Here is a 25,370-nt window from a genome sequence, read left to right on the forward strand (position 1 = left end):
CGCGCGGGTGGTCCGCACGCACCGCCTGTCAGAACGTACGGTAGTTGGCCGCCACCTGTCCGAGGAAGGCGGTACGGGGAGCTCGCGGGGAGAACGTCAGAACGGGAGCCCCGGGATACCGCCGCCGCCCAGGCCCTCGGCCAGCGGGCCGAGCTTCTGCTGCTGGAGGGCCTGCGCGTTCTCGTTGGCCGCCTGGACCGCCGCGACGACCAGGTCGGCCAGGGTCTCGGTGTCCTCCGGGTCCACCGCCTTCGGGTCGATCTTCAGGGCGCGCAGCTCGCCGGCGCCGGTGACGGTGGCCCGCACCAGTCCGCCGCCCGCCTGGCCCTCCACCTCGGTCCGCGCCAGTTCCTCCTGCGCCCGTTGCAGGTCCTGCTGCATCTTCTGGGCCTGCTGGAGCAGCTGCTGCATGTTGGGCTGGCCACCACCGGGAATCACGATCGGCTCCTGCTTTCCTACGACTGTCCGGGCGGGGTTCGTGTCACAGCCCCGTTGTGCACGAGCCTACGTGGTACACGCGGACGGCGCCCCGCCACTCTTTCGAGTGAGCCGCGCGTGAGTCTCCACCAGATCACGGCCCCTCTTCCGGGCGGAAAAACGGCGCATCGCGCCGCTCCACCGCCCAGGGGCGGTAGGAAGGGGTCCGTCGCACCGGGCGCACCGGGACCACCGGGGCCACCGGGCTCACTGGGGGGACTGATCCGGGCCGGGCCGGGCCGAGCCGGACCGGCCGGGGCCGGGCTGGAGCCGAGCCGGACAGGCCGGAACCGGGCCCGGGCAGGCCGGAGTCGGGTCGGAGCGACGGGCAGCGTCGTACGGGCGTACCAGCGTCTACCGGCGTCACGCACCGTGATCAGTAGGGAGTGCCGGGTGGGTCAGCCGGAGATGCAGCCCGAGGGTCGGCCTCAGGACGCGCGGGGTGAGGGTGAGGGGGCGGCCGGGTCGCGGCCGGGCGATCTGACCGGGCGGCCCTTCCCGCTCGGCGACTGGGGCGAGCCGGCCGAACGGCTGGACGAGCTGTACCGGTGGGTGGAGCGCGGGGCGTTGCGCACCGCCGAGTGGTACCTCGGGGACCGGGTCTGGAAGCGGCGCGGGGCGCGGGTGCTGCGCTGCGGGGCCGCGGCGGGGGCGGTGGCCGGGGCCGGGCTGCCGTTGCTGGATCTCACCGGGGTGATCGGCGGGGTGGCGCCCTGGGGGTATCTGGCGCTGCTGCTCTCGGTGGCATGTGTCGGGATCGACCGGTACTTCGGTGTGACGTCCGGATGGATAAGGGACGTGGCGACCGCGCAGGCGGTGCAGCGGCGGTTGCAGGTGCTCCAGTTCGACTGGGCGTCCGAGAGCGTGCGGGAGGTGCTGGGACCGGCGGAGGGCACGGCCGGCGAGGCCGCCGAGCGGTGTCTCGGGGTGCTGCGGCGCTTCTCGGAGGACGTGACCGAGCTGGTGCGCACCGAGACGGCCGACTGGATGGTGGAGTTCCGGATCGGTTCGGCGCCGATGGGGCTCCAGTCGGCGGTGCCGGGGGGCACGCGGCCCGAGCCGGGCGGGGTGCCGGGCCGGTTCCCGCTTCCGCCGGGTACCGCCCGGCCCAACATGCCCCGGCAGCGGCCGCCGGAGCCGCGCTGAGCCCGGAGCGGCGCCCCGGTGAACCGGCGGCCCGGTGAGGCGGCGGCCCGGTGAACCGACGCGCCGGTGAACCGGTGGCCCGGCGCACCGGTATGTGACGGGCCCGTCGTCCGTCACTGCCTCGTGTACGTCAGCTTCTCCCCGTTGCTCGTGTTCACGCGCTCCAGACTGCCGTCCGGCAGCAGGGTGACCTCCGTGGCCGCACCCGGGGTGCAGGCGGACCGGGGCTGCCCCGAGGTGACGGTGGAGGGGCCGATCTCCAAGGGGCCGTTGGCGCCCGGCCGTTGGGTGAGCCGGGCCTCGAACACGCAGTGGTAGGAGCCGCCGCCGGTCGGCCCGTCGGCGACCAGGGTGAGCACGGTGTCTCCCGGATCGCCCTGGGTGAGGGTCAGTTGGCGGGGGTTCTCGCCGAGCGCGTTGGTGATCGACGCCGACCATGTGCCGAGGTACGCGGCCGGGATCGATCCGTCGGCCGAGACCGGGCTGTCCGGCGGGGAGGTCGCCGGGGACGATCCCGGTGTGGCCGGGCCGGGGGTCGTGGGGGCGCTCGTGGTCGGCGAGGGGCCGGGGCCGCTGCCCTGGTCCTCGCTGCCGCCCTTCATCAGCGCGTACACCGTGCCGCCCGCGCCGAGCGCGACGACCAGCGCCACCGCGACCAGCACGGCGGTGGAGCGTCCGTTCCTGCTCGGGGGCTGCTGCGCCGGGAGCGGGCTCGGACCGTAGGGCGGGGTGGCGCCGACCGGCGGCGGACCGTACGGCGGGGTCGGGCCGAGGCCGCCGTAGGCCTGGGGCACCTGCGCACCGGGCGGCAGGGCCCAGACGGGCTGCGGCTGACCGTACGCGGGGGACTGCGGGTACTGGGGGTGCTGCTGGGGATAGCCGTAAACCGGGTGGACGGGCGCCGGGCCCGGCGGGGGTGCCTGACCGGCGACCATGGTGGGCAGGTGGTCCATCGGGGCGGGCGCCCCGGCACCCGGCCGGCCGGGCGGCGGGACCGGAGTGGAGGCGCCGGAGGCGGGCACGTGCTCGGGGGAGGCCGCCCGTGAGGCGGGCGCGGGCCCCTGAGCCGCACCGGCGTCGCCGTGCCCGCTGGGGTCCTGGCCCACGGCGTTCCCGTGGCCGGCGCCGGACCCGCCCTGACCGGCAGGAGCCTGGTCCTTGCCCACTGCGCTCCCCTGCCCGGCGGCGGCATCACCCTGCCCGGCAGGGTCATCTCCCGCACCACCAGGGGAACTTGCCCGGCCGGCAGCGGCCCTGTCCGGCCCCGCGGAAACCTGCCCCTGGCCCGCAGCATTACCCTGGCCGGCGGCGGCATCGCTCGCCTCGACGGGGCCATCTCCCCCATTCGCAGCGGCACTTGCCCGGTCGGCAGCGGCCCCAACGGCGACTCCGGCCCCGGCGGCCCCGGCAGCGGGCGCGCCAGGAGCCCCCGTTCCGGCCCCGGCCGCTCCGGCGCCTCCAGGCGCCCCTGCCCCCGCCGACGGCGTCTTCTCCAGCCGGGGTGCGGAAGGAGCCGCCCCCTCCCCCGGTACCGTCGGCGCGGCCGGTTCCTCCGGGTTCTCCGCGTCCAGCAACCGCACCGCGTGCCGCCCGAGTTGGGCCACCAGGGCGCTCGGCAGCCACGGGTCGCGGGAGCGTCCGTCCAGGACCGTGTCCTGCGCGCCCGTGCGCGCGAGGATCTGGTCCAGCGTCGGCCGGGCGGCCGGGTCCTTCTTCAGGCAGGCGCGGACGAGGTCGGCGATTCCCTCGGGCACCCTCGTCAGGTCGGGCTCCTGCTCGGCGATGCGGAACATCAGCGCGTGCACCCCGCTGTCCCCGCCGCCGAAGGGCAGGGCGCCGGTCGCCGCGTAGGCGAGCACCGAGCCGAGGCAGAAGACGTCGCACGCGGACGTGATCCGTTCGCCGCGCACCTGTTCGGGCGCCATGAACCCGGGCGAGCCGACGAGCGCGCCGGTCCGGGTGAGCCCGCCGTCCGTGACGGTCTCCAGCGCCCGCGCGATGCCGAAGTCGATCACGCGCGGACCGTCGATCGTCACGAGCACGTTGGACGGCTTGAGGTCGCGGTGGATGAGCCCGGCGGCGTGGATGTCCTTCAGCGCGTTGGCCAGGCCCGCCGCCAAAATCCGCACCGACCGCTCGGGCAGGGCCCCGTGGTCGTGCCCGACGACCTGCTGGAGGGTGGGCCCGGCGACGTATCCGGTGGCCACCCACGGCACGACGGCCTCGGTGTCCGCGTCCAGGACGGGCGCGGTCCAGTACCCGCCGACCCGCCGCGCGGCCTGCACCTCCTGCCGGAAGCGCGCCCGGAACTCCTCCTGCTCGGCCAGCTCCTGCCGCACCAGCTTCACGGCGACGGTGCGGCCCCGGCCGGAGCGGGCCAGGTACACCTGTCCCATTCCGCCCGCACCGAGTCGCGCCAGCAGCCGGTAGGCCCCGATTCGCTGCGGATCCCCCGCCCCGAGTGTCTGCACGGCTCCGCCGCCTCCCCCCGATGTCCCCCGCCACGCCCCCCTGAGCACGGCAACATTCCGAGAATAGTGCGGAGGTCGGAGGAGGTGGGGCGGGCCGGTGTCTACGTTTCCGTAACAGCGGCCCCCGGCTCCGGCCCCGGCTCCCCGACTCCGGCCCCGGCTCCCCGGCTCGGACGGCCCCGCCCGGAGCGGCCCGTTCGACAACCTGTCGTGGAAACCCCCGCACCACAGACAGGACGCCGATACCGCGTCCGCATCCCGGACATTTACGCTCCCCGCATGACCCCTCAGCCGAATCCCGAAACCGGGGCCGCCGTCAAGGCCGCCGACCGCGCGCACGTGTTCCACTCCTGGTCCGCGCAGGAACTCATCGACCCGCCGGCCGTGGCCGGCGCCGAAGGGTCGTACTTCTGGGACTACGACGGCAGGCGCTACCTGGACTTCACCAGCGGGCTCGTCTTCACCAACATCGGCTACCAGCACCCCAAGGTGGTCGCCGCGATCCAGGAACAGGCCGCGACCCTGTCCACCTTCGCGCCGGCCTTCGCCATCGAGGCCCGGTCGGAGGCGGCGCGGCTGATCGCCGAGCGGACCCCGGGCGACCTGGACAAGATCTTCTTCACCAACGGCGGGGCGGACGCCGTCGAGCACGCGGTGCGGATGGCCCGGCTGCACACCGGGCGGCCGAAGGTGCTGTCGGCGTACCGCTCGTACCACGGCGGCACCCAGCAGGCCGTGAACATCACCGGCGACCCGCGGCGCTGGCCCTCCGACAGCGGCTCGGCGGGCGTGGTCCGCTTCTGGGCGCCCTTCCTCTACCGGTCCCGCTTCTACGCCGAGACCGAGGAGCAGGAGTGCGCGCGGGCCCTGGAGCACCTGGAGACGACGATCGCCTTTGAGGGGCCGTCGACCATCGCCGCGATCATCCTGGAGACCATCCCGGGCACGGCCGGGATCATGGTGCCGCCGGCCGGCTACCTCGCCGGGGTGCGCGAGCTGTGCGACAAGTACGGGATCGTCTTCGTCCTGGACGAGGTCATGGCCGGGTTCGGGCGGACCGGTGAGTGGTTCGCGGCGGACCTGTTCGGCGTCGTGCCGGACCTGATGACCTTCGCCAAGGGCGTGAACTCCGGCTATGTGCCGCTGGGCGGTGTGGCGATCTCCGGGAGGATCGCGGAGACCTTCGGGAAGCGGCCGTACCCCGGCGGCCTGACCTACTCCGGGCACCCGCTGGCGTGCGCGGCCGCCGTCGCGACGATCAACGTGATGGCCGAGGAGGGCGTCGTCGAGAACGCCGCCCGGCTGGGCGCGGAGGTCCTGGAGCCGGGTCTGCGGGAGCTGGCCGAGCGGCACCCGAGCGTCGGCGAGGTGCGCGGCGTGGGCATGTTCTGGGCCCTGGAGCTGGTGCGGAACCGGGAGACCCGGGAGCCGCTGGTGCCGTACAACGCGGCGGGCGAGGCGAACGCGGCGATGGCCGCCTTCGGCGCCGCCGCGAAGGCCGGCGGCGTGTGGCCCTTCATCAACATGAACCGGACGCATGTCGTCCCGCCGTGCAACGTGAGCGAGGCCGAACTGAAGGAGGGCCTGGCCGTCCTCGACGCCGCACTCTCCGTGGCCGACGAGCACACGGCGTAGCCGTCGGAGAGCCTTGTCGGCGCGCGGCGGGCGCAACCCGAACGCGTAAGGTGGCGTGCTCGTAGACATGGACGTACGAGTACGCCACCCGCACGCACCAGGAGACGCCCCGACCATGCCCGGCAACGGCGCAGTGACGCGCAGTACCCTGCGGCAGCAGATCGCCGACGCGCTCCGGGACGAGGTGCTGGCCGGGCGGCTCCAGCCGGGGCAGGCGTTCACGGTCAAGGAGATCGCCGAGCAGTACGGGGTGTCCGCGACCCCCGTGCGGGAGGCGCTCGTCGATCTGTCGGCGCAGGGGCTGCTGGAGGCGGACCAGCACCGCGGCTTCCGGGTGCGCGAGTACTCCCTGGGCGACTTCCGCGGGATGATCGAGGCGCGCACTCTCGTCATAGACGGAATGTTCCGGGCCCTGGACGCGGGCCACGAGGCGTTCCGCGACCCCGGCAACCCGCGGACCTCGGCCGCGCTCGCCGTGGTCCGCCGGCGCGGCGAGGAGGCGCAGCGCGCCGCCGGGTCCGGCGACCTCACCGTCCTGATCGGCTACGACCTGCGCTTCTGGCGCGAGCTGAGCGCCCTGTTCGGCAACCCCTACCTCGGCGACTTCCTGCACCGGCTGCGCGTGCAGTCCTGGGTGTGCGCGGTGCAGCACCTGCGCCGTCTCCCCGACCTGCGCGGGATGCTGTGGGCCGGGCACACCGCTCTCGTCGACGCCCTGGCGGCGCGGGACACGGCGGCCGCCCGCGCGGTCGTCGCCGAGTACAACGCCCACTCCCTCGCCCTGATCGAGCGGCTGGCAGCCGCATGACCGGGACCGTCACCCGGGTCGTCGACCTGTCCGTGGTGATCCCCGCCTACAACGAGGAACAGCGGCTCGGCCCCACCCTCGACGCCGTCGTCGCGTATCTGACCGACAACGAGAGCCGCTTCGGCGCGTGGGAGGTCGTCGTCGCCGACGACGGCTCAACCGACGGCACCCGGGACCTCGTGACGACGCGTCAGGACTCCCGGGTCCAGCTCGTGACCGCCGTCCGCAACCGCGGCAAGGGCCACGCCCTGCGCCTCGGCGTCGCCGCCACCAGCGGCCGGCGCGTGCTGGTCACCGACGCCGACCTGGCCGCCCCGATCGAGGAGCTGGAGCAGCTCGACAAGGCGCTCGGGGAGGGCAACGCGGCGGCGATCGGCTCCCGTTCGGTGCCCGGCGCGACCATCGAGCGGCACCAGCACCGGGTGCGCGAGCTGCTGGGCCGGGCCGGGAACCTCCTCATACGCGGGGTCGCCGTGCCGGGCATACGGGACACCCAGTGCGGCTTCAAGCTGTTCGAGGGCGACCGGGCCCGCGAGGCCTTCGCGGCCTCCCGGCTCAACGGCTGGGGCATCGACGTGGAGGTGCTCCAGCACTTCCACCGCTCCGACTGGCCGGTCGCCGAGGTGCCGGTGCGCTGGTCCCACCGGTCCGGCTCGAAGGTCGGGGCGCTCGACTACGGCCGGGTCCTGGCCGAACTCGCCCGGCTCAAGGCCCGTTCCCTGCGCCCCGCCGACCTGTTCGCCTGCGCCCTGTTCCTGCTGATGGCGGTGACGCTCTACTCGGGCCGCCTCTTCGACCCGGCCCACCGCTACCTCCCCGACTCCCTCCAGGACCAGAACCAGTGGGAGTGGTTCTTCGCGGCCACCGCCGACAGCGTCGCCCACCTGCGCAACCCGCTCTTCACCGATCTCCAGGGCTTCCCGGACGGCGTCAACCTCATGGCCAACACGGTCATGCTGGGCCTGTCCGTGCCCTTCACCCCCGTCACGCTGGCCTTCGGCCCGGCGGTCGCCCTCAGTGTCTGCATGGCCCTGGGCCTGGCCGCCACCGCCGCCGCCTGGTACCGGCTGATCGTCAGGCGGGTGGCTCGGCAGCGGGGTGCCGCCTTCCTCGGCGCCGCGCTGGCCGCCTTCGCGCCGCCGATGGTCAGCCACGCCAACGCGCACCCGAACTTCGTGGTCCTGTTCATGATCCCGCTGCTCGTCGACCGGGCGCTGCGCCTGTGCACGGGCACCCGGGTCCGGCGGGACGGGATCGTGCTCGGGCTGATGGCGGCGTACCAGATCTTCCTCGGCGAGGAGCCGCTGCTGCTCGCCGCGATCGGCATGACGCTGTTCGCCGCCGCGTACGGGCTCGTCCGCCGGGACGTGGCTCGGCTGGCCTGGCGGCCGCTGGCGAAGGGCCTGCTGATCGGCGTCGCGGTCTGTCTGCCGATCGTGGCCTACCCGCTGTACTGGCAGTTCACCGGCCCGCAGAGCTACCGGAGCGTCCTGCACGGCGACAACGCGGGCAACAGCCCCCTCGCGCTGCTCGCCTTCTCCGAGCGGTCCCTGCTCTTCGGTGACGCGGCGCGGGCGAACTCGCTCTCCCTCAACCCCACCGAGCAGAACGCCTTCTACGGCTGGCCGCTGGCCCTCCTCGCCCTCGGGATCGTCGTACGGCTGTGGGAGCGGCCCCTGGTCAAGGCGCTGGCCGTCACGACGGGCGGCGCGGCGCTGCTGTCCCTGGGCCCGAAATTCCGTGTCCCGCTGACCGACACGGTCTACCCGGGCCCCTGGGCGCTGCTCGCTCACAAGCCGCTGTTCGAGTCGGTGATCGAGGGCCGGCTGGCGATGATCTGCGCCCCGGCGCTCGGCATGCTGCTCGCGGTCGCCGTCGAGCGGCTGACGGCGACCCGTCGGATCGGCACGCTCTACGGCGGCCTGCTCGCGGTGTGCCTGGCCCTGCTCCCGATCGTCCCGGCGCCGCTGAAGGCCGAGGACCGGGCGCCGGTGCCGGAGTTCTTCACGGACGGCCGGTGGAAGCCGTACGTGCGCGAGGGCGAGTCCCTCGTCCCGGTGCCGCTGCCCGACCCGGGCGGCGCGGAGGCACTGCGCTGGCAGACCGCCGCCCACCTCGGCTTCCGGATGCCCGGCGGCTACTACAACGGCCCCTACGGCCCGGACCGCACCGGCATCTACGGCGCCGCCCCGCGCTACACCTCCGACCTGCTGCGGGACGTGCGCTACAGCGGTGTCGTCCCGGTCATCGGCAGGAACTGGCGGGCGCAGGCCCGGCGGGACTTCGCCTTCTGGCACGCGGGGGCGCTGGTGCTCGCCCCGCAGCCCAACGACGGGCCCCTGCGCCAGGCGGTGACGCAGCTCGTGGGCCGTCCGGGACGGTGGACCGGCGGGGTGTGGGTATGGGACCTGCACGAGGAACGCTGAGCCGCGCCGCACCGACTACTCTTCCATGACCACCGTGCACCATCGTGCGACCGAGGAGCCCTCTTTGGCCTGTGACCTGTGGCTGGTACCGCTCGTCGACGTGTTGTGCCACACCCCCGACAACCCGTTCGCCGAGGAACTCGCGCAGTACAACAAGGTGCTCGCCGAGAGCGGGCTCCCGCCGGTGCCGGTGTACCAGTACATGCCGGGCCTGTCCGGGGACGTCGCGCCGGTGGCGGGCTTCGACTACGACGCGCTGCACTTCCTGCGCCGCGCCCATCTGCTGCAGGTCTGCGGTCTGCCGCTGACACCGGTCGACGAACTCGGCGGCGACTACGAGCAGTTGCTGGAGATGTTCGAGACGACGGCGCAGCAGTCCCACCTGGTCTGGCACTACGACCACGCCGGCGCCTACGTCCCGCTCGACTTCCCGCAGCCGCTGTCCAACGACGAACTGCTCGCCGGCGGGGGCCCGCTGGGTTCCTCGCAGGCGCTGCTGCGGGAGCTGGAGTACGTCGCCCCGGCCATCGGGATCGACCCGGCCAATCCCCCGGCGGCCCCCGAACCCCCGGCCGCGCCGACCGAGCTGGAGCAGCCGGCCGCCCCCGCGCCGTACGATCCCAGCCCCTTCGCCCGGGAGCGGCACGTCTGGCTGGGGCTGCACCAGGCGGCGACCCGCAGCCTGGCCCAGGGCTCGATGATCGTCTTCAGCTGAGACGGCGGAGACGGCCGGACCGAGACGGCCGGCCGTACTCAGACGGTGGCCGTACTGAGACGACGGCCGTACTGAGACGACGGCCGTACTAGGACGACGGAGACGGCCGGACCGGGACGGCACGACCGCGCCCCCGGTTCGGCCGGAGCCTCGCCGGGGGCGTGTCCACACCCTGTGGAGGGGGCGGGCGGCGGAGCGGACTAGAGGAACGAGTTGATCTCGATCGTCTCGTCGCGGCCCGGGCCCACGCCGATCGCGGAGATCGGGGCGCCGGACATCTCCTCCAGGGCCTTGACGTAGGCCTGGGCGTTCTTCGGCAGGTCGCCGAAGGTCTTGGCCTTCGAGATGTCCTCCTGCCAGCCGGGGAGGTACTCGTAGACGGGCTTCGCGTGGTGGAAGTCGGTCTGGGAGTACGGCAGCTCCTCGACGCGCCGGCCGTCGATCTCGTAGGCGACGCAGACCGGGATCTGCTCCCAGCCGGTGAGGACGTCGAGCTTGGTGAGGAAGAAGTCGGTCAGGCCGTTGACCCGGGTCGCGTAGCGGGCGATCACCGCGTCGAACCAGCCGCAGCGGCGGTCCCGGCCCGTCGTCACGCCCCGCTCGCCGCCGATCCGGCGCAGCGCCTCGCCGTCCTCGTCGAACAGCTCGGTCGGGAAGGGGCCCGAGCCGACGCGGGTCGTGTAGGCCTTCAGGATGCCGATGACCCGGCTGATCTTCGTCGGGCCGACACCGGCGCCCGTGCAGGCGCCGCCCGCGGTCGGGTTGGAGGAGGTCACGAAGGGGTACGTGCCGTGGTCGATGTCCAGGAGCGTGCCCTGGCCGCCCTCGAAGAGGACCACCTTGTCGTCTTCCAGCGCCTGGTTGAGGACCAGCACGGTGTCCGCGACGTACGGCTTGATCTGCTCGGCGTAGCCCAGCAGCTCCTCGACCACCTGGTCCACGGCGATCGCGCGCCGGTTGTAGAGCTTGGTGAGGATCTGGTTCTTGGCGTCGAGGGCCGCCTCGACCTTCTGCGTGAGGATCGACTCGTCGTAGAGGTCCTGCACGCGGATGCCGACGCGGTTGATCTTGTCCGCGTAGGTGGGGCCGATGCCGCGCCCGGTGGTGCCGATCTTGCGCTTGCCGAGGAAGCGCTCGGTCACCTTGTCGACGGTCACGTTGTACGGCGTGATGACGTGCGCGTTGCCGCTGATCAGCAGCTTGGACGTGTCCACGCCGCGCTCGTTCAGACCGCTCAGCTCGGAGAGCAGGACCGACGGGTCGACGACGACGCCGTTGCCGATGACGGGCGTACAACCGGGCGACAGAATGCCGGAGGGGAGAAGGTGCAGGGCGTACTTCTGATCGCCCACGACCACCGTGTGGCCGGCGTTGTTGCCGCCCTGGTAGCGCACCACATAATCCACCGATCCACCGAGCAAGTCGGTGGCCTTCCCCTTGCCTTCGTCACCCCACTGAGCACCGAGCAGCACAAGTGCGGGCACGCGCGTACACCCCTTCCGGGCGGGGCATGTCCAAGGTCAGGGGCGAACGCGTAGGGTTCACCGCCGCGTGCACCGCGACCGCCATTGGTCGCACAACCGTCGGACCGGATGCCCCGGAATAGACGAAGCCCCTGGCGCAATAGCGCAAGGGGCTCTTGCACAAAGATGCTACCCGAGGAAGCGAGGCAGGACCGAGGTGGCGACTTCCGACCCGTTGCTGGTGGTCATCGACCCGGTCGCCCGAAGGACCGACGGCGAGTCCGTACGCATCGCGAAGGACGTGCTCAGCGCGGGTGCGGCCGCCAAGGTGTGCCTGCCGGAGGGGCCCGAGGAATTCGCCCGCGCACTGGCGCGGCGCGGCTCGCGCCGGCCCGTGGTGGTGGGCGACGACCGGGCGCTGCTGCGGGCCGTGGCCCTGCTCCACCGGCAGCGGGAGCTGGCGGCGTGCGCGCTGTCGGTGGTGCCGGTCGGGGGCGTGCTGTCCCTGACCCGCTCGCTGGGCGTGCCGGCCGGGGCGGTCGCCGCGGCGCGGGCGGTGCTCGACGGGGCCGAACGACGGCTCGACCTGCTCGTCGACGACAGCGACGGGGTGGTTCTGGGCGCGCTGCGCATCCCGCCGCTCTCCCTGCGGGAGGTGCCCGCCGGGGCGGCTGCCGCGGCGGTCTCCGCGGAGCCGGCCCACCCCTGGCTGCGGACCTGCCAGTCCCTCGTGCGGACGCTGGTGACCCGCCCGCCCCGGACGACGACACTCACCGGGCCCAGCCCCTCCCGGCTGCGGGTGGAGGTCGACGGGCGGACGGTGATGGACCTGGACCACCCCGTGGAGGCGGTGTCGGTCTCCCCGGGCGCCCCGGGGCTGGCGGAGGTGGAGATCCGGCCGCTGTCGGTGGGGGCGGAGGCCTCGCCGGTGCGGGCGGAGGGCCGGACGGTGACGGTGTCGGGCGCGGACTTCCGCTACCGGGCGGACACGGTGCTGTCGGGCCCGGTGCGGACCCGGACGTGGACGGTACGGGAGGAGGCCTGGCGGCTGACGCTGCCCGTGCCGGGGTGATCCGGGACGAGCTGGATTGAGCCGGGGTGATCCCGGGTGAGCCGGGGCAGCCCGCCCGTCCGCGGCACGATCGGCCGGACGGGCGTCCCGGGACAGCACACCTAGTCCTGGCCGAAGAGCCGTTCCCGGTGGACTCGCCAGCGCTCCATCATGGCCTCGACCTCGTGCTCGACGAACTCGAAGAAGGCCAGCGTCTCGGCCAGCCGGCGGCCCGCCGGGGTGTCCGCGCCGAGACTGGTCACACCCTCGCGCAGGGCGTCCTCCCACCGCTTGATGATGGCCTCGCGGTTGGTCAGCGCCTCGTACCACTGGTCGCCGTGGACCCGGTACCGCTCCCGGCGCGAGCCGGGCGCCCGCTCGCGCGACACCATGTGCACCTGGGCCAGATAGCGCACCGCCCCCGAGACGGCCGCGGGGCTGACCTGCAGCTGCTCCCCCAGCTCGGCGGAGGTCAGGGCGCCGGTGTCGGAGGCGAGCAGCGCCGCGAAGACCCGTCCGGGCATCCGGGGCAGGCCGGCCTCGACGAGCTGTGCCGCGAAGTGCTCCACGAACCGCGACACGGACTCGGGGTCACGCCCCACCGCCTTCGGCTCCGTCATGTCCGGATCATCTCCCCTGTTCAGACGCCTCCCACAGTCTACCGGAAGGTTTCCATCCTTCTTTAACTTCACAAATTTCTGAAAGAAGCGTACGTTCTGGAGCATGACGAAGGCCATCACCGTCTCCGGACTGCACAAGTCCTTCGGCCGGACGCACGCGCTGGACGGGCTCGACCTGGAGGTCGAGACCGGTGAGGTGCACGGCTTCCTCGGCCCCAACGGCTCCGGCAAGTCCACCACCATCCGGGTCCTGCTCGGCCTGCTGCGCGCCGACGCGGGCGCCGCGCAGGTGCTGGGCCACGACCCGTGGAAGGACGCCGTGGAGGTGCACCGCCGGATCGCCTACGTCCCCGGCGACGTGACCCTGTGGCGCAACCTCTCCGGCGGCGAGGTCATCGACCTGTACGGGCGGCTGCGCGGAGGGCTCGACCGGGGGCGGCGCGCGGAGCTGACCGAGCGGTTCGAACTGGATCCGACGAAGAAGGGGCGGACGTACTCCAAGGGCAACCGGCAGAAGGTCGCCCTGGTCGCCGCCTTCGCCTCGGACGTCGACCTGCTGATCCTGGACGAGCCGACGACGGGCCTCGACCCGCTGATGGAGGAGGTCTTCCAGCGGTGCGTCGAGGAGGAACGCGGGCGCGGGCGGACCATCCTGCTCTCCTCCCACATCCTCAGCGAGGTCGAGGAGCTGTGCGACCGGGTGAGCATCATCCGCAAGGGGCGCACCGTGGAGAGCGGCTCGCTCGCCGACCTGCGCCATCTCACCCGCACCAGCGTGACGGCCGAGCTCGCGGGCCCGCCGAACGGGCTGTCCCGGCTCCCCGGCGTCCACGACCTCGACGTCCGGGGCAGCCGGGTGCGGCTCCAGGTCGACACCGACCGGCTGGACGGCGTACTCCGGCAGCTCGGCGAGTCGGGCGTGCGCTCCCTGACCTCCAAGCCGCCCACCCTGGAGGAGCTGTTCCTGCGCCACTACCAGGACGACCTCGGCGAGGTGCCCCGATGACCGCGACGGCGACACCGCGTCCGACGGTGCGGCCCCGCGGCACCCGCCAACTCGCGGGCACGGGAGTGCTGTTGCGCTTCGCCCTGCGCCGCGACCGGGTGCTGATCCCGGTCTGGGTCGCGGTGAACGCGGTCATGATCCTCTCCATGCCGAACACGCTGCGCAGCCTGTACGGCACCACCGCCCAACGCGAGGGCCTGCTGCGGCAGATGGAGGCCAACGCCTCCTTCCGCGCCCTGATCGGCCCGGTCTTCGACACCTCGATCGGCGCCCTGACCGCCTGGCGCGTTGGCGTCTACGCCGCCGCGCTCGGCGCCGTGACGAGCCTGCTGATCGTCGTCCGGCACACCCGCGACGAGGAGGAGAGCGGCCGGCAGGAGCTGTTGGCGTCGGGGGCGGTGGGCCGCCGCGCCTCCCTCACGGCGGCGCTGCTCGCCGCGGCCGTCGCGAACGCGGCCCTGGCCCTGCTGGTCACGGCGGGCCTGGCCGGGCAGGGCGGCGCGGGGGCGCTGTCCTTCGGGCTCGGCCTGGCCGGGGTCGGCATGGTCTTCGCCACGACGGCGGCGGTCGTCGCCCAGCTGACCGAGAGCGCGCGCCTCGCCCGCGGGCTGACGGCGGCGGTGCTGGGTGCCGCGTTCGTGCTGCGCGCGGCGGGCGACTCCGCGAGGGCCGACGGCTCGTCCGTGCCGACCTGGCTGTCGCCGCTGGGCTGGCTGGAGAACCAGCGGTCCTTCGCCGGCGAGCGGTGGTGGGTGCTGGTGCTGTTCGCGGCGGCGGTGCTGGTCCAGGGCGCGCTGGCGTACCAGCTCGCCGGGCGCCGGGACGTCGGCATGAGCTTCCTGCCCACCCTCCCCGGCCCCGCCGCCGGCCGCCTGGGCACGGCCGGCGCGCTGGCCTGGCGGCTCCAGCGCGGCGGCGTGATCGGCTGGTCGCTGGGCTTCCTCCTCGCCGGGGTGGTGTACGGCGGGATGACGGACGGCGCGGCCGACCTGGTCCGCGACAACGACCGGGCGCGGGAGATCTTCGCGCGGATGGGCGGGCAGAGCGCCCTCACGGACATGTTCCTCGCCGCGATGGTCGGGATGCTCGGCCTGATCGCCGCCCTCTACGTCGTGGGGTCCGTGCTGCGCCTGCACGGCGAGGAGACCTCGGGCCGCGCGGAACCGCTGCTGGCGGCCCCAGTGGGGCGGCTGCGCTGGGCCGCCGGCCATCTGGTGATCGCCTTCGGCGGGACCGTCCTGATCATGCTCCTGGCGGGCCTGGGCCTCGCCATCGGCTACGGCAGGGAGGCCGGACCGATCCTGGGCGCCTGCCTGGTGCAGCTCCCGGCGGTGTGGGTGATCGGCGGGCTGACGCTCCTGCTGTACGGCCTCGCCCCCCGCGCGGCGACGGCGGCCTGGGGCGTAGCGGTGGCCGTCCTCCTGATCGGCTGGGTCGGCCCGGCCCTGAACGCCCCCCGACTGGTCCTGGACCTCTCCCCCTTCGCCCACCTGCCGAAACTGCCGGGCGGACAGATGCAGTGGGGCCCGGTACTCCTCCTCACGGCCCTGGCCGCGCTGCTGACGAGCGCGGGCCTGGCCGGTCTGCGCGGGCGGGACATGACCACCTGACGGGATCACCCCACCTCGACGTCCAAGCCCTCCAGGCCGCGGATCACGAAGTTCGGCTTGCGTTTCGGTTCCGCGGCCGCGGTGAGGGTGGGGGCCTTCTTCAGGAGGGCCGTCATCGAGGCGGCCAGCTCCATGCGGGCCAGGGGGGCGCCGATGCAGTAGTGGATGCCGGCGCTGAAGGAGATGTGCGGGTTGTCCCGGCGGGTGAGGTCGAGCCGGGCGGGGTCGCCGAACACCGCCGGGTCGTGGTTGGCGGAGCCGAAGAGCATGGCGATCTCCGCGCCCCTCGGGACCGTCGTGCCGTCGATCTCGATCTCGTCCAGGACCCAGCGCTCGAAGAGCTGGAGCGGGGTGTCGTAGCGCATCAGCTCCTCGACGGCGGACGGGACCAGGGAGTGGTCCGCGCGCAGGGCCGCGAGCTGGTCCGGGTTGCGGAACAGGGCCCACCAGCCGTTGACCGTGGCGTTCACCGTGGCCTCGTGCCCGGCGTTGAGGAGGAGGACCGCCGTGGAGATCATCTCCTGCTCCGTCAGGCGGTCGCCCTCGTCGTGCGCCGCGATCAGGCCGGAGATCAGGTCCTCGCCGGGCTCCGCGCGGCGGGCCGCGATCAGCTCGCGCAGGTAGTCGGAGAACTCCACCGACGCCCGCACCGCCCGCTCGGCCGTCTCCCCGGACGGGTTGAGCTCGTACATCCCGCAGATGTCCGCCGACCAGGGGCGCAGCAGCCCCCGGTCCGGCTCGGGGATGCCGAGCATCTCGGCGATCACCGCGACCGGCAGCGGCTCCGCGACGTCCGTCAGCAGGTCGCCGCCGCCCGCCTCCACCAGGGCGGAGACCAGGTCGTCCGCCAGGCCGTGGACGTACGGCCGGAGCCGCTCCACCGTGCGCGGGGTGAACGCCTTGGACACCAGGCGCCGGATGCGGGTGTGGTCCGGCGGTTCGAGGTCGAGCATCCCGTGGTCGTTGAGGACGTGGAACGGCTCGTGTTCCGCCGGGGGCGCGGTGCGGCCGAAGTCCTCGTGCGTGAACCGGTGCCGGTACGTCCGGCCCAGCCTGCGGTCCCGCAGCAGCGCCGAGACGTCCGCGTGGTGCGGGACAAGCCACTGGTCGGTCAGCGCGTAGTGGAGCACCCGGCCCCGGGCCCGCAGCTCGGCGTACGCCGGGTACGGATCGGCGAGGAAGGCCGGGTCCCAGGGGTCGAAGGCGAGGCCGGAGGCCGGGCCGGAGGCCGGGCCGGAGGCGGGTTCGGGGGCGGGGCCGGAGGCGGGTTCGGGGGCGGGGCCGGAGGCGGGTTCGGGGGCGGGGCCGGAGGCGGGTTCGGGGGCGGGGCCGGAGGCGGGTTCGGAAGCTGCTGCCATGGACGGACGCTAGCCCGGCCGCCCCCGGTCCGACCAGGGCTCCCCGGGTCCGACCAGGGCTCCCCCGGTCCGGACGGTCCCCGGTGTGCCGGGCTCAGCCCGGTGTGACCAGCCTCGCCTCGTAGGCGAACACCGCCGCCTGGGTGCGGTCGCGCAGGCCCAGCTTCACCAGGATCCGGCTCACATGGGTCTTGATGGTCGACTCGGCGACCACCAGCCGCTCGGCGATCTCCGCGTTCGACAGGCCCTGCGCGATGAGCACCAGCACCTCCGTCTCCCGCTCGGTGAGCTCGCCGTACGCCCCCGGGCCGGCCGGGGTCGGGCGCGGGACGTCGGCCAGCTTCGAGAACTCCGTGATCAGCCGCCGGGTGACCGAGGGCGCGAGCAGGGCCTCACCGGCCGCCACCACCCGTACGCCGTCCGCGAGTTGCCTCGCCGAGGCGTCCTTGAGCAGGAACCCGGAGGCGCCCGCCCGCAGCGCCTGGTACACGTACTCGTCCAGGTCGAAGGTGGTCAGCACCAGCACCTTCGCCGTACCGTCCGCGGCGACGATCTCCCGGGTCGCCTCGATGCCGTTCAGCTCCGGCATACGGATGTCCATCAGCACCACGTCCGGGGCGAGTTCGCGGACCCGGTCCACGGCCTCGCGCCCGTTGACGGCCTCGCCGACGACCTCGATGTCCGGCATCGCGTTCAGCAGGACCGAGAAGCCCTCGCGCACCATCATCTGATCGTCCGCGATCAGCACGCGGATCGTCATGCCGCATCCTCGCCCGCGGGCGGCACCGGCAGGAACACCGCCACCTCGTATCCGCCGTCCGGTGCCGGCCCCGCCGTCATCTCGCCGTTCAGCATGGCCACCCGCTCCCTCATGCCGGTGATGCCGTGTCCGGCGCCGGGCGACGGCCGCAGCGGCGCCGGACCGGGCGGCGGGCCGTTGACGACGCGCAGGCCGAGCCCGCCGAGGACGTAGCCGACCTCCACGCGGGCGCTCGCGCCGGGCGCGTGCCGCAGGGTGTTGCTCAGCGCCTCCTGCACGATCCGGTACGCCGACAGCTCGACGCCCTGCGGGAGTTCACGGACCGCGCCGGTCACCGCCCGCTCCACGTCCAGGCCCGCCTCCCGCACGTTCGCCAGCAGGGTGCCGAGATCGGCGAGCGTGGGCTGCGGGGCGTCCGGCGCCGCGTAGTTCTCCGCGCGGACGACGCCGAGCACCCGGCGCAGTTCGGTCAGCGCGGCCACCGCGTTCTCCCGGATGGTGGCGAAGGCCTTCTCCAGCTCCGGCGGCGGGTTCTCCACCCGGTAGGGGGCGGCCTCGGCCTGGATGGCGACCACGGACATGTGGTGCGCCACCACGTCGTGCAGCTCCCGCGCGATGGTGGTGCGCTCCTCCAGGAGGGTGCGGCGGGAGCGCTCGTGCGCGGTCACCGACTGCTGGGCGGTCACCTCCTGCTCGGCGCTGCGGCGGACGTGCCAGACGGTGACGGCCAGCAGCGCGAGCGCGGAGACGGCCAGCACCGGCGCCGAGTTGGTGCTGAAGCGGTAGCCGAACAGGCCCTCGGCGAGGAAGGAGTAGGCCGCGGTGAGCACCCACATCCACGCCGCCGTGCGCGGCCTGGTGCGGATCGCCACCACGGTGAGCACCGTCAGGTGCGAGACGATGCTGCCGGGCTGCCACGGCCAGTCGCCGAAACCGCCGGAGATCACCGACGAGGCCGCGGCCGCCGTCAGGGACACCCAGAAGGCGCCGACCGGGCGGACCAGGGTCAGCAGCACCGGGACAAGCGCCAGCAGACCGGTCACCAGGCCCGCCGGGCCTTCGGCCTGGGCCGCCAGGGCGACGAGCATCGCCAGCGCTCCGGCCGCCGCCACCAGGGCGTGCGGCCGCCAGGCCGCGTACCTTCGGGTGCGACCGGACAGCCGCCTGCCCAGCGGGCCGTCGGCGCTCGCGCGGGGCAGCGGGCGGTAGGCGAACGCGTCGTGGAACAGGTCCTGCCGCAGTCCGCGCAGTGCCTGCGCTGCCGCCCGGTACTCCGGGCTGCGCGGGATGTACGGGCGGAACGCGCCGTCCGGCGGCTGCGTCTGGGTCGTCTCGGTCACGGTGGAAACGGTAGGCGGGGGCGGGCCCGGGGTCGTCACCTGTGAGAGGGGCCTTCGGCATCCTTCTCAGGTACTACCCGCCGGCCTGCCCGCGCGCCTGCCCGACTGCCCGCGCGCCGCGACGCCGCCCGCTCACCACGCCAGTTGGGCGATCTCCTCCGCCACCACCGCGCACGCGTACGCCGCCGGGTCGATCAGCGGGAAGTGTCCGGCGCCCTCCAGCAGGGTCAGGCCCACCACCTCGCCGGCCTTCGCCGCCGCCTCCGCGTAGGACTCGGCCACCGCCTGCGGCACGACCACGTCGGTCCGCCCCTGCACCAGCGTCGTCGCGATGCCGGTCGGCAGCAGCAGGGCCGGGTCGGCGTACGGCTGCCGCAGCGGGAACTGCTCCGCGCCGCCGAGGAGTTGCCCGGAGGCGCCGCCGCACACGTCCAGCTTCTCGGCGACCGCGAAGTCGGCGATCGGCGCGAGGGCCACCACACCGCGCAGGGGCGCGGGGCCGTCGATGCGCCAGGGCGCGTCGGCGGGGAGCACGTGCCGGGCGGCGGCCCACAGCGCGAGCTGGCCGCCCGCCGAGTGCCCGGTGAGCACCGTGCGGCCCGGGTCGGCCTGCGGGAGCGCGTCCCGTACGAGCGCGGGCAGGGCGTCCAGCGCGGCCGCCACGTCGTCGAAGGTGTCCGGCCAGCGGCCCGCGACCGGGGCCTCGCCCGGCCGGTCCGGGGCGTCGGCGCCGCGCCGGTACTCGACGCTGGCCACGGCGAAGCCCCGGCGGGCCAGGAAGTCGGCGAAGGGGCTGATGTGCCGCCGGTCGTACGGGGCCCGCCAGGCGCCGCCGTGCAGGACCACGACGAGCGGGGCGAGGGCAGGGGGCGCCGCGGCGCCGGAGCCGCGCGGGGCGTAGAAGTCGATCACCTGGTCGGGGTGCTCGCCGTACGCGGCGGTGGCGTCGGGGTCGACGGGCGGGTGCGAGAAGGCCGACTCCTCCTCCGCGGCGTCCCGTGCCGCGGCGTCCCGGCCGGTGGTGTTCTCCGGCTCGGCGGCATCGCTGGGTGGGGCGGCGTCCGACATGCTCCAACCTCTCAGTAACGGAACGTACTTGACGGACCAGGAGTGAATCGGCCGTTGGCGGGGACGGTACCAGGCCGGTGACGTGGGCGGACAAGGGGAGGTCACGCTCGGTGAGGGTCCAAACGGCTCTGCCGTCTCGTCAGCCACCTCGTTACGCTGACGACGTACCCGCCGCCAGGCCCCGACCACACATCCGCACATCCGGCCGTCCTGCCGTCCGGCCACCCGAGGAGGCGCCATGCCCGCCGAGTCCGGCACCGCACGCCCGTCGGCGCCCTCCGCCCCTCCCGGCACCGCACGGCACGGCGAGCCCGGCTCGGCGCCCTCCGCCGAACCCGGCACCGTGCGCCCCGGCGGCCGTACCGCCCGGGTGCGGGCGGCCGTCCTGCGCGCGGCCGGAGACGTACTGGCCGAGCAGGGGTTCGCCCATCTCGACCTCGCGGACGTGGCCCGGCGGGCCGAGGTCGGCAGGACGACCGTGTACCGGCGCTGGGGGTCGGTGACGGGCCTGGTCGCCGACCTGCTCGCGGAGATGGCCGAGGAGTCGCTGCCGCGCACGGAGACCGGGTCGCTCCTGGACGACCTGCGGGCCAACGCCGCGCTGGTGCGGCGGACCCTGGCGGACCCGCGCCAGGGCGCGCTGTTCCGGGCGGTCATCGCCGCCGCGACCTGCGACGACCGGACCGCCGGGGCACTGCGCCGGTTCTACGAGGTGCGGATCGCCGAGTGGGCGCCGTGCGTCGAGCAGGCGGTGGCCCGCGGCGAGGCGCCGGCGGGCACGGACGCGGCGGCGGTCGTCCGGGCGGTCTCGGCGCCCCTGTACTACACCCTCCTGACCACCGGCACGCCTCCCGGCGCCCCCGCCGCCGACCAGGCGGCCCGCGCCGCGTACGCCGCCGCGACGGCGGGGGTGTACGTCAGGGAAACCTGACCGGCACAGCCGGAGCACGCCCGCCAGGGGGATGCCCCGCAGGCCGGTGCGCGTGACCGGCACAGCCGGAGCACCCCCGCCGGGGGATGCCCCGCCGTGCGCATGACCGGCCCAGCCGGAACACCCCGCCAGGGGATGCCCCGCAGGCCTGTGCGCATGACCGACACAGCCAGAGCACCCCCGCCAGGGGATGCCCGGCCGGCCGGTGCCATGGCCCGGCGCGACCCGGCGCACGCCACCGGGTCGCGTCCGGCACCGCCTTGCCGGTGGCTACTCCGCCAGCGTCTCCGCCAGCACCCGCGCCGCCCGTTCCGTGTCGGCGAAACCGACGTACAGCGGGGTGAAGCCGAAGCGGAGCACGTCCGGGTGGCGGAAGTCGCCGACCACCCCGCGCGCGATGAGCCGTTTCATCACGTCCCCGGCGTCCGGGCAGCGCAGCGCGATCTGGCTGCCCCGCTCGGCGTGGGCGGACGGCGTCACCGACTCCACGCGCCCGGCCGGGACATAGGCGGCGACGCACTCCAGGAAGAAGTCCGTCAGCGCGAGGGACTTCGCCCGGACCGCCTCGATCCGCACGCCGTCCCAGACCTCCAGCGCCGCCTCCAGGGCGAGCAGGGAGAGGATGTCCGGGGTGCCGACCCGGCCGCGCAGCGCGCCCCCCGCCGGTTCGTACTCGGGGCGCATCCCGAACGGCTCGGCGTGCGAGTTCCAGCCGGGCAGCGGGGAGTCGAAGCGGTCCTGGAGGTCCCGGCGCACATAGAGGAACGCGGGTGAACCGGGGCCGCCGTTCAGGTACTTGTACGTGCAGCCCACCGCCAGAGCGACCCCGTGCTCGTCCAGCCCCACCGGCAGGGCGCCCGCGCTGTGGCACAGGTCCCAGACGGCGTACGCGCCCGCCGCGTGCACCGCGGCGGTGAGCGAGGGCAGGTCGTACAGCCGGCCGGTGCGGTAGTCGACGTGGTTCAGCAGGACCGCGGCCGTACGCCCGGACAGGGCGCCGGGCACCTGTGCCGGGGCCACCGGCCGCAGCGCGCAGCCCGTCATCCGGGCCGCCGACTGGGCGATGTACCCGTCCGTGGGGAAGGTCGTGGCGTCGACGAGGATCTCGTCGCGGCCGTCGCCGCCCGCCTCCCGGGCCATCCGGACCGCCGCCACGACCGCCTTGAACACGTTGACGCTGGTCGAGTCGCCCACGACGACCTGACCCGGTGCCGCCCCGACCAGCGGGGCGATCCGGTCGCCGATCCGCTCGGGCGCCGTCCACCAGCCGCTCTCCTCCCAGGAGCGGATGCGCAGTTCGCCCCACTGGCGGCGGACGACGTCCGCGACCCGGCCCGGCACGACGGCCGGCAGCGCGCCCAGCGAGTTCCCGTCGAGGTAGACGCCCGTGGCGTCAGTCGCGTGATCGGACACGGTGTCGAGGACGAACCGGTCGCGCAGCGCTGCGAGTTCGTCCGCGGCGTCCAGCTTTCCCGCGCGAACGACGAGGTCAGACATGAGACCTCGCCGTCCACAGCTCGGGGAACACGTTCTTCTGCGCCCGCTTCTCCAGCCAGGCGACCCCCGCGGAGCCGCCGGTGCCGGGCTTGGCGCCCATCGCGCGGCGGGTGGCGACGAGGTGGTCGTTGCGCCACCGCCACACCAGTTCGGCGACATCGGTCAACGCCTCACCGAGCCGGGCGAGTTCGTCGGTGGCATCACCGGCGTAGATCGCGGTCCAGACGGCCTCCACCTGCTCCGACGGCGTGTACCGCTGCGCGACGTCGCGGCGCAGCGCCTCGTCCGGGACGGCGTGCCCGCGCCGGGCGAGCAGCCGCAGCACCTCGTCGTACAGGGAGGGCTCGTGCAGCGCCTTCTCCAGCTCGGCGTGGACGCGCGGGGCGCCGCGGTGCGGGACGAGCATCGACGCGGACTTCTCGCCGAGCAGGAACTCCATCCGCCGGTACATCGCCGACTGGAAGCCGGAGCCCTCGCCGAGCGCGCCGCGGTAGGAGTTGAACTGGGCCGGGGTGAGCTGGCCGAGCGGCTTCCAGGAGGCGTTCAGCGCGTCCAGTTCTCGTACGGAGCGCTTCAGCGCGTCGATCGCCACCGGCACCCGCTCTTCGCGGAGGGCGCGCGCGGCGGTCTCCCACTCGTGCACGATGACGGTGAACCAAAGCTCCATGACCTGGGTCGTCACCAGGAAGACCATCTCTCCCGGGTCGTCGGAGAGGGTGTGCTGGAGGTGGGTGAGCACGTCCGCCTTGACGTAGTCCTCGTACGGCGTCGTGCCCGCGAAGTCGAGATGCGGGGTCTCGGGCTCCTGCGTGTCCACGGAACGATGAGCCTGTTGGGACATCGCTGTCTCCTGTTGTTGCTCCGGGTAGCGGTCCGCCCCTGCCGATGCCGGCACGGGGGCCCCGGTCCCCACCCGCATCTTCCGCATCACCCACCCGGATCGCAAGGTCGGGCCCGAAAGGCAGGGGCCCGCCCGGCCGTGCGGGCGGGCCCCGGGTGTGCTCCGGTCAGCCCAGGGTCCGGGCGTCAGCCCAGGGTCTGGGCGGCCGTCGGCGAGGAGTCCTTCAGGAACTGCGAGCAGCGCTCGTACTCCTCCTGCTCGCCGATCGCCTGCGCGGCGCGGGCCAGGGCGTGCAGGGCGCGCAGGAAGCCGCGGTTCGGCTCGTGCTCCCAGGGGACCGGCCCGTGCCCCTTCCAGCCGCTGCGGCGCAGGGCGTCCAGGCCCCGGTGGTAGCCGGTCCGGGCGTACGCGTACGACTCCACGGCCGCGCCCCGCTCGAAGGCGTCGTCGGCCAGCTGCGCCCAGGCCAGCGAGGACGCCGGGTGCTGGGCGGCGACCTCGGCGGGGGCCGTGCCCCGGGCGAGGAGCTCGCGGGGCTCCGGGTCGTCGGGCAGGTGGGTGGGAGGCGGACCGCCCAGGAGGTTCTCGTGAATGCTCATGGGTTCAGTCTGCGGTATCCGCCCGGCGCCGGTCCGGGCGGCGTCCTCACCCGTGGTGCCCGTCCTCCAGCGGCGGAGCCGTCACGCAGCCGTGGGTGCGGCACTCGGGGTGACGGCAGTCCGGGGCCGGCCGGCGCACCGTCGCGCAGGCCAGCACCGCCCCCGCCACCAGCACCCCGGCGAGGACCGGCATGGCCCGGCGGAAGGCGGCGTCGAAGGCGGACGCCGAGCGGTAGGCCTCCGGACCCATCCCGCTGACCAGCGGCAGCGCGGCCACCGCGACCAGACCGGCCGCGCGTGCGGCGGCGTTGTTGATGCCGCTGGCCAGCCCCGCCCGGGAGGTGGCCACGGAGGCGAGGACGGTGGCGGTCAGCGGGGCGACCAGGGTGACCATGCCGGCGCCCATCACGAGCAGGGCGGGCAGCACGTCGGTGAGATAGTCCGCGCCCTCGCCGACCCGCAACATCAGCAGCATCGCGGCGGCGCACAGCAGAGGGCCGACCGTGAGGGGGATGCGGGGCCCGATGCGGTCCGCGAGGGCGCCCGAGCGGGCCGAGAACAGCAGCATGAGGACGGTCGTCGGCAGCAGGGCGGTGCCCGCCTGGAGCGCCGACCAGCCGACCGTGACCTGGAGCTGGAGGGCGGTGAGGAAGAAGAAGCCGCCGAAGGCCGCGTACACGCACAGGGTGACCAGGTTGACCGCGGTGAACTGGCGGGAGGCGAAGATGTCGAGCGGCATCATCGCCGTGGCGCGGTGCTTCTCGACGTACACGAAGGCGACGCCCGCGGCGACTCCGGCGGCCGCGGTCGGCGCCACGGCGGCGGACCCGTGCCCCGCCTCGATCAGCGCGTACGTCACCAGCGCGAGGGAGAGGGCGCCGAGGGCCGCGCCGAGCACGTCGAAGCGGCCGTGGGCGCCGGGGTCCGCCGACTCGGGCACGTGCCGCACCGCGACGGGGGCGCAGACCAGGGCCAGTGGCACGTTGAGCAGGAAGACCCAGCGCCAGCCGGGGCCGTCCACCAGCCAGCCGCCGACGAACGGGCCGACCGCCGCGCCGATGCCGCCGAACCCCGACCACAGGCCGACGGCCCGGGCCCGGTCGTCGGGGTGGAAGGAGGCCTGGATGAGGGCGAGCGAGCCGGGGGTGAGCAGGGCGCCGCCGATGCCCTGCAGGGCGCGGGCGGCGACCAGGACGCCGGCGTTCGGGGCGAGGCCGCAGAGCAGGGAGGCGGCGGCGAACCACAGGACGCCGAGCACGAAGATCCTGCGGCGGCCGTAGCGGTCGCCGAGGGAGCCGCCGAGGAGGATCAGGCCGGCCAGCGTGAGCATGTACGCGTTGACGGTCCACTGGAGGGCGGCGAGGCTCGCGTCGAGGTCCCGGCCGATGTGGGGAAGGGCGACGTTGACGACCGTCGAGTCCAGCAGGGCCATGCTGGAGCCGAGCACGGTGGTGAGGAGGATCCAGCGCCCGGTGGGGGTGGAGATCCTGACGGCGGGGGCGTGCTGTGCGGTGACAGCCATGGAGGGATCATCCCGCGCCCGCCCTC

The 25,370-nt window shown here is 74.2% G+C and carries 21 protein-coding genes; 9 read left to right on the forward strand and 12 right to left on the reverse strand.

The annotated features are described in order from the left end of the window. Positions 1 to 96: 96 nt before the first annotated feature. Entirely contained in the window at positions 97 to 438 is a 342-nt protein-coding gene (locus ACIQ9G_RS18450; RefSeq protein ID WP_356184662.1) for a YbaB/EbfC family nucleoid-associated protein, read from the reverse strand. A 432-nt stretch (positions 439 to 870) separates the two neighbouring features. Here ACIQ9G_RS18450 and ACIQ9G_RS18455 point away from each other — a divergent pair, with 432 nt between their 5' ends. Continuing rightward, positions 871 to 1,623: an SLATT domain-containing protein gene (locus ACIQ9G_RS18455; RefSeq protein WP_403610388.1), complete on the forward strand. Its 753-nt coding sequence runs from the start codon at positions 871 to 873 to the stop codon at positions 1,621 to 1,623. Positions 1,624 to 1,736: 113 nt separating this feature from the next. Here ACIQ9G_RS18455 and ACIQ9G_RS18460 read toward each other — a convergent pair whose 3' ends face one another. Next, on the reverse strand, positions 1,737 to 4,094 hold the full coding sequence (locus ACIQ9G_RS18460; RefSeq protein WP_403610391.1) for a protein kinase: 2,358 nt from the start codon (positions 4,092 to 4,094) through the stop codon (positions 1,737 to 1,739). 279 nt (positions 4,095 to 4,373) lie between these two features. Between ACIQ9G_RS18460 and ACIQ9G_RS18465 the strand changes: the two genes are divergently transcribed. From ACIQ9G_RS18465 to ACIQ9G_RS18480, 4 genes are all read left to right on the forward strand, one after another. Next, positions 4,374 to 5,729 (forward strand): aspartate aminotransferase family protein, encoded by a 1,356-nt coding sequence (locus ACIQ9G_RS18465; protein ID WP_403610393.1) that lies wholly within the window; start codon positions 4,374 to 4,376, stop codon positions 5,727 to 5,729. Between the two features lie 67 nt (positions 5,730 to 5,796). Beyond that, positions 5,797 to 6,537, forward strand: coding sequence for a GntR family transcriptional regulator (locus ACIQ9G_RS18470; RefSeq protein ID WP_403610395.1), 741 nt, complete (start codon positions 5,797 to 5,799; stop codon positions 6,535 to 6,537). Next, positions 6,534 to 8,963 carry a dolichyl-phosphate beta-glucosyltransferase gene (locus ACIQ9G_RS18475; protein ID WP_403610397.1) on the forward strand — a complete coding sequence of 810 codons (2,430 nt, stop codon included), beginning with the start codon at positions 6,534 to 6,536 and terminating at the stop codon, positions 8,961 to 8,963. The genes ACIQ9G_RS18470 and ACIQ9G_RS18475 overlap by 4 nt, the downstream gene beginning before the upstream one ends. A gap of 64 nt (positions 8,964 to 9,027) precedes the next feature. Beyond that, positions 9,028 to 9,678, forward strand: coding sequence for a hypothetical protein (locus ACIQ9G_RS18480; protein WP_403611272.1), 651 nt, complete (start codon positions 9,028 to 9,030; stop codon positions 9,676 to 9,678). Between the two features lie 200 nt (positions 9,679 to 9,878). Here the strand turns inward: ACIQ9G_RS18480 and ACIQ9G_RS18485 are convergent, their stop codons facing one another. Then, positions 9,879 to 11,162 carry an adenylosuccinate synthase gene (locus tag ACIQ9G_RS18485; protein WP_403610399.1) on the reverse strand — a complete coding sequence of 428 codons (1,284 nt, stop codon included), beginning with the start codon at positions 11,160 to 11,162 and terminating at the stop codon, positions 9,879 to 9,881. A gap of 196 nt (positions 11,163 to 11,358) precedes the next feature. On the opposite strand from ACIQ9G_RS18485, the gene ACIQ9G_RS18490 reads away from it, so the two are divergent. Further along, entirely contained in the window at positions 11,359 to 12,213 is an 855-nt protein-coding gene (locus ACIQ9G_RS18490; RefSeq protein WP_403610402.1) for a diacylglycerol kinase, read from the forward strand. Positions 12,214 to 12,314: 101 nt separating this feature from the next. Here the strand turns inward: ACIQ9G_RS18490 and ACIQ9G_RS18495 are convergent, their stop codons facing one another. Then, complete coding sequence (locus ACIQ9G_RS18495; protein ID WP_403610404.1) at positions 12,315 to 12,812, reverse strand: GbsR/MarR family transcriptional regulator; 498 nt, start codon at positions 12,810 to 12,812, stop codon at positions 12,315 to 12,317. A 103-nt stretch (positions 12,813 to 12,915) separates the two neighbouring features. Here ACIQ9G_RS18495 and ACIQ9G_RS18500 point away from each other — a divergent pair, with 103 nt between their 5' ends. Next, on the forward strand, positions 12,916 to 13,818 hold the full coding sequence (locus tag ACIQ9G_RS18500) for an ATP-binding cassette domain-containing protein (RefSeq protein ID WP_403610407.1): 903 nt from the start codon (positions 12,916 to 12,918) through the stop codon (positions 13,816 to 13,818). Further along, complete coding sequence (locus tag ACIQ9G_RS18505) at positions 13,815 to 15,428, forward strand: ABC transporter permease (protein ID WP_403610409.1); 1,614 nt, start codon at positions 13,815 to 13,817, stop codon at positions 15,426 to 15,428. Before ACIQ9G_RS18500 ends, ACIQ9G_RS18505 begins: the two co-directional genes overlap by 4 nt. Positions 15,429 to 15,433: 5 nt before the next feature. Here the strand turns inward: ACIQ9G_RS18505 and ACIQ9G_RS18510 are convergent, their stop codons facing one another. The 4 genes from ACIQ9G_RS18510 to ACIQ9G_RS18525 form a co-directional block, all read right to left on the reverse strand. Further along, on the reverse strand, positions 15,434 to 16,786 hold the full coding sequence (locus tag ACIQ9G_RS18510; RefSeq protein ID WP_403610412.1) for a cytochrome P450: 1,353 nt from the start codon (positions 16,784 to 16,786) through the stop codon (positions 15,434 to 15,436). A 94-nt stretch (positions 16,787 to 16,880) separates the two neighbouring features. Then, entirely contained in the window at positions 16,881 to 17,546 is a 666-nt protein-coding gene (locus ACIQ9G_RS18515) for a response regulator (RefSeq protein WP_392192284.1), read from the reverse strand. Continuing rightward, positions 17,543 to 18,886 (reverse strand): sensor histidine kinase, encoded by a 1,344-nt coding sequence (locus ACIQ9G_RS18520; RefSeq protein WP_403610416.1) that lies wholly within the window; start codon positions 18,884 to 18,886, stop codon positions 17,543 to 17,545. The genes ACIQ9G_RS18515 and ACIQ9G_RS18520 overlap by 4 nt, the downstream gene beginning before the upstream one ends. Before the next feature lie 132 nt (positions 18,887 to 19,018). Then, a complete protein-coding gene (locus tag ACIQ9G_RS18525) occupies positions 19,019 to 19,954 on the reverse strand; it encodes an alpha/beta hydrolase (RefSeq protein WP_403610418.1) in 936 nt (311 codons plus the stop codon). 238 nt (positions 19,955 to 20,192) lie between these two features. Here ACIQ9G_RS18525 and ACIQ9G_RS18530 point away from each other — a divergent pair, with 238 nt between their 5' ends. Next, complete coding sequence (locus ACIQ9G_RS18530; protein WP_403610421.1) at positions 20,193 to 20,885, forward strand: TetR/AcrR family transcriptional regulator; 693 nt, start codon at positions 20,193 to 20,195, stop codon at positions 20,883 to 20,885. A 270-nt stretch (positions 20,886 to 21,155) separates the two neighbouring features. Here the strand turns inward: ACIQ9G_RS18530 and kynU are convergent, their stop codons facing one another. The 4 genes from kynU to ACIQ9G_RS18550 all read right to left on the reverse strand — a co-directional run bounded on the left by kynU (position 21,156) and on the right by ACIQ9G_RS18550 (position 25,344). After that, positions 21,156 to 22,382, reverse strand: coding sequence for a kynureninase (gene kynU, locus ACIQ9G_RS18535; protein WP_403610424.1), 1,227 nt, complete (start codon positions 22,380 to 22,382; stop codon positions 21,156 to 21,158). After that, positions 22,375 to 23,223 (reverse strand): tryptophan 2,3-dioxygenase family protein, encoded by an 849-nt coding sequence (locus ACIQ9G_RS18540; RefSeq protein WP_403610427.1) that lies wholly within the window; start codon positions 23,221 to 23,223, stop codon positions 22,375 to 22,377. The genes kynU and ACIQ9G_RS18540 overlap by 8 nt, the downstream gene beginning before the upstream one ends. A gap of 185 nt (positions 23,224 to 23,408) precedes the next feature. Then, positions 23,409 to 23,822 carry a DUF3151 domain-containing protein gene (locus ACIQ9G_RS18545; RefSeq protein ID WP_356184711.1) on the reverse strand — a complete coding sequence of 138 codons (414 nt, stop codon included), beginning with the start codon at positions 23,820 to 23,822 and terminating at the stop codon, positions 23,409 to 23,411. A 46-nt stretch (positions 23,823 to 23,868) separates the two neighbouring features. Then, positions 23,869 to 25,344, reverse strand: coding sequence for an MFS transporter (locus ACIQ9G_RS18550; protein WP_403610430.1), 1,476 nt, complete (start codon positions 25,342 to 25,344; stop codon positions 23,869 to 23,871). Positions 25,345 to 25,370: the final 26 nt, after the last annotated feature.

It is taken from the genome of Streptomyces sp. NPDC096152, from assembly GCF_044763235.1.
Classification (GTDB): Bacteria; Actinomycetota; Actinomycetes; order Streptomycetales; family Streptomycetaceae; genus Streptomyces.

Coding starts and splice junctions, on each gene's coding strand:
- ACIQ9G_RS18465 (WP_403610393.1), top strand. CDS start 4,374: ATGACCCCTCAGCCGAATCCCGAAACCGGGGCCGCCGTCAAGGCCGCC.
- ACIQ9G_RS18470 (WP_403610395.1), top strand. CDS start 5,797: ATGGACGTACGAGTACGCCACCCGCACGCACCAGGAGACGCCCCGACC.
- ACIQ9G_RS18475 (WP_403610397.1), top strand. CDS start 6,534: ATGACCGGGACCGTCACCCGGGTCGTCGACCTGTCCGTGGTGATCCCC.
- ACIQ9G_RS18495 (WP_403610404.1), bottom strand. CDS start 12,812: ATGACGGAGCCGAAGGCGGTGGGGCGTGACCCCGAGTCCGTGTCGCGG.
- ACIQ9G_RS18500 (WP_403610407.1), top strand. CDS start 12,916: ATGACGAAGGCCATCACCGTCTCCGGACTGCACAAGTCCTTCGGCCGG.
- ACIQ9G_RS18505 (WP_403610409.1), top strand. CDS start 13,815: ATGACCGCGACGGCGACACCGCGTCCGACGGTGCGGCCCCGCGGCACC.
- ACIQ9G_RS18510 (WP_403610412.1), bottom strand. CDS start 16,786: ATGGCAGCAGCTTCCGAACCCGCCTCCGGCCCCGCCCCCGAACCCGCC.
- ACIQ9G_RS18515 (WP_392192284.1), bottom strand. CDS start 17,546: ATGACGATCCGCGTGCTGATCGCGGACGATCAGATGATGGTGCGCGAG.
- ACIQ9G_RS18525 (WP_403610418.1), bottom strand. CDS start 19,954: ATGTCGGACGCCGCCCCACCCAGCGATGCCGCCGAGCCGGAGAACACC.
- ACIQ9G_RS18530 (WP_403610421.1), top strand. CDS start 20,193: ATGCCCGCCGAGTCCGGCACCGCACGCCCGTCGGCGCCCTCCGCCCCT.
- kynU (WP_403610424.1), bottom strand. CDS start 22,382: ATGTCTGACCTCGTCGTTCGCGCGGGAAAGCTGGACGCCGCGGACGAA.
- ACIQ9G_RS18540 (WP_403610427.1), bottom strand. CDS start 23,223: ATGTCCCAACAGGCTCATCGTTCCGTGGACACGCAGGAGCCCGAGACC.
- ACIQ9G_RS18545 (WP_356184711.1), bottom strand. CDS start 23,822: ATGAGCATTCACGAGAACCTCCTGGGCGGTCCGCCTCCCACCCACCTG.
- ACIQ9G_RS18550 (WP_403610430.1), bottom strand. CDS start 25,344: ATGGCTGTCACCGCACAGCACGCCCCCGCCGTCAGGATCTCCACCCCC.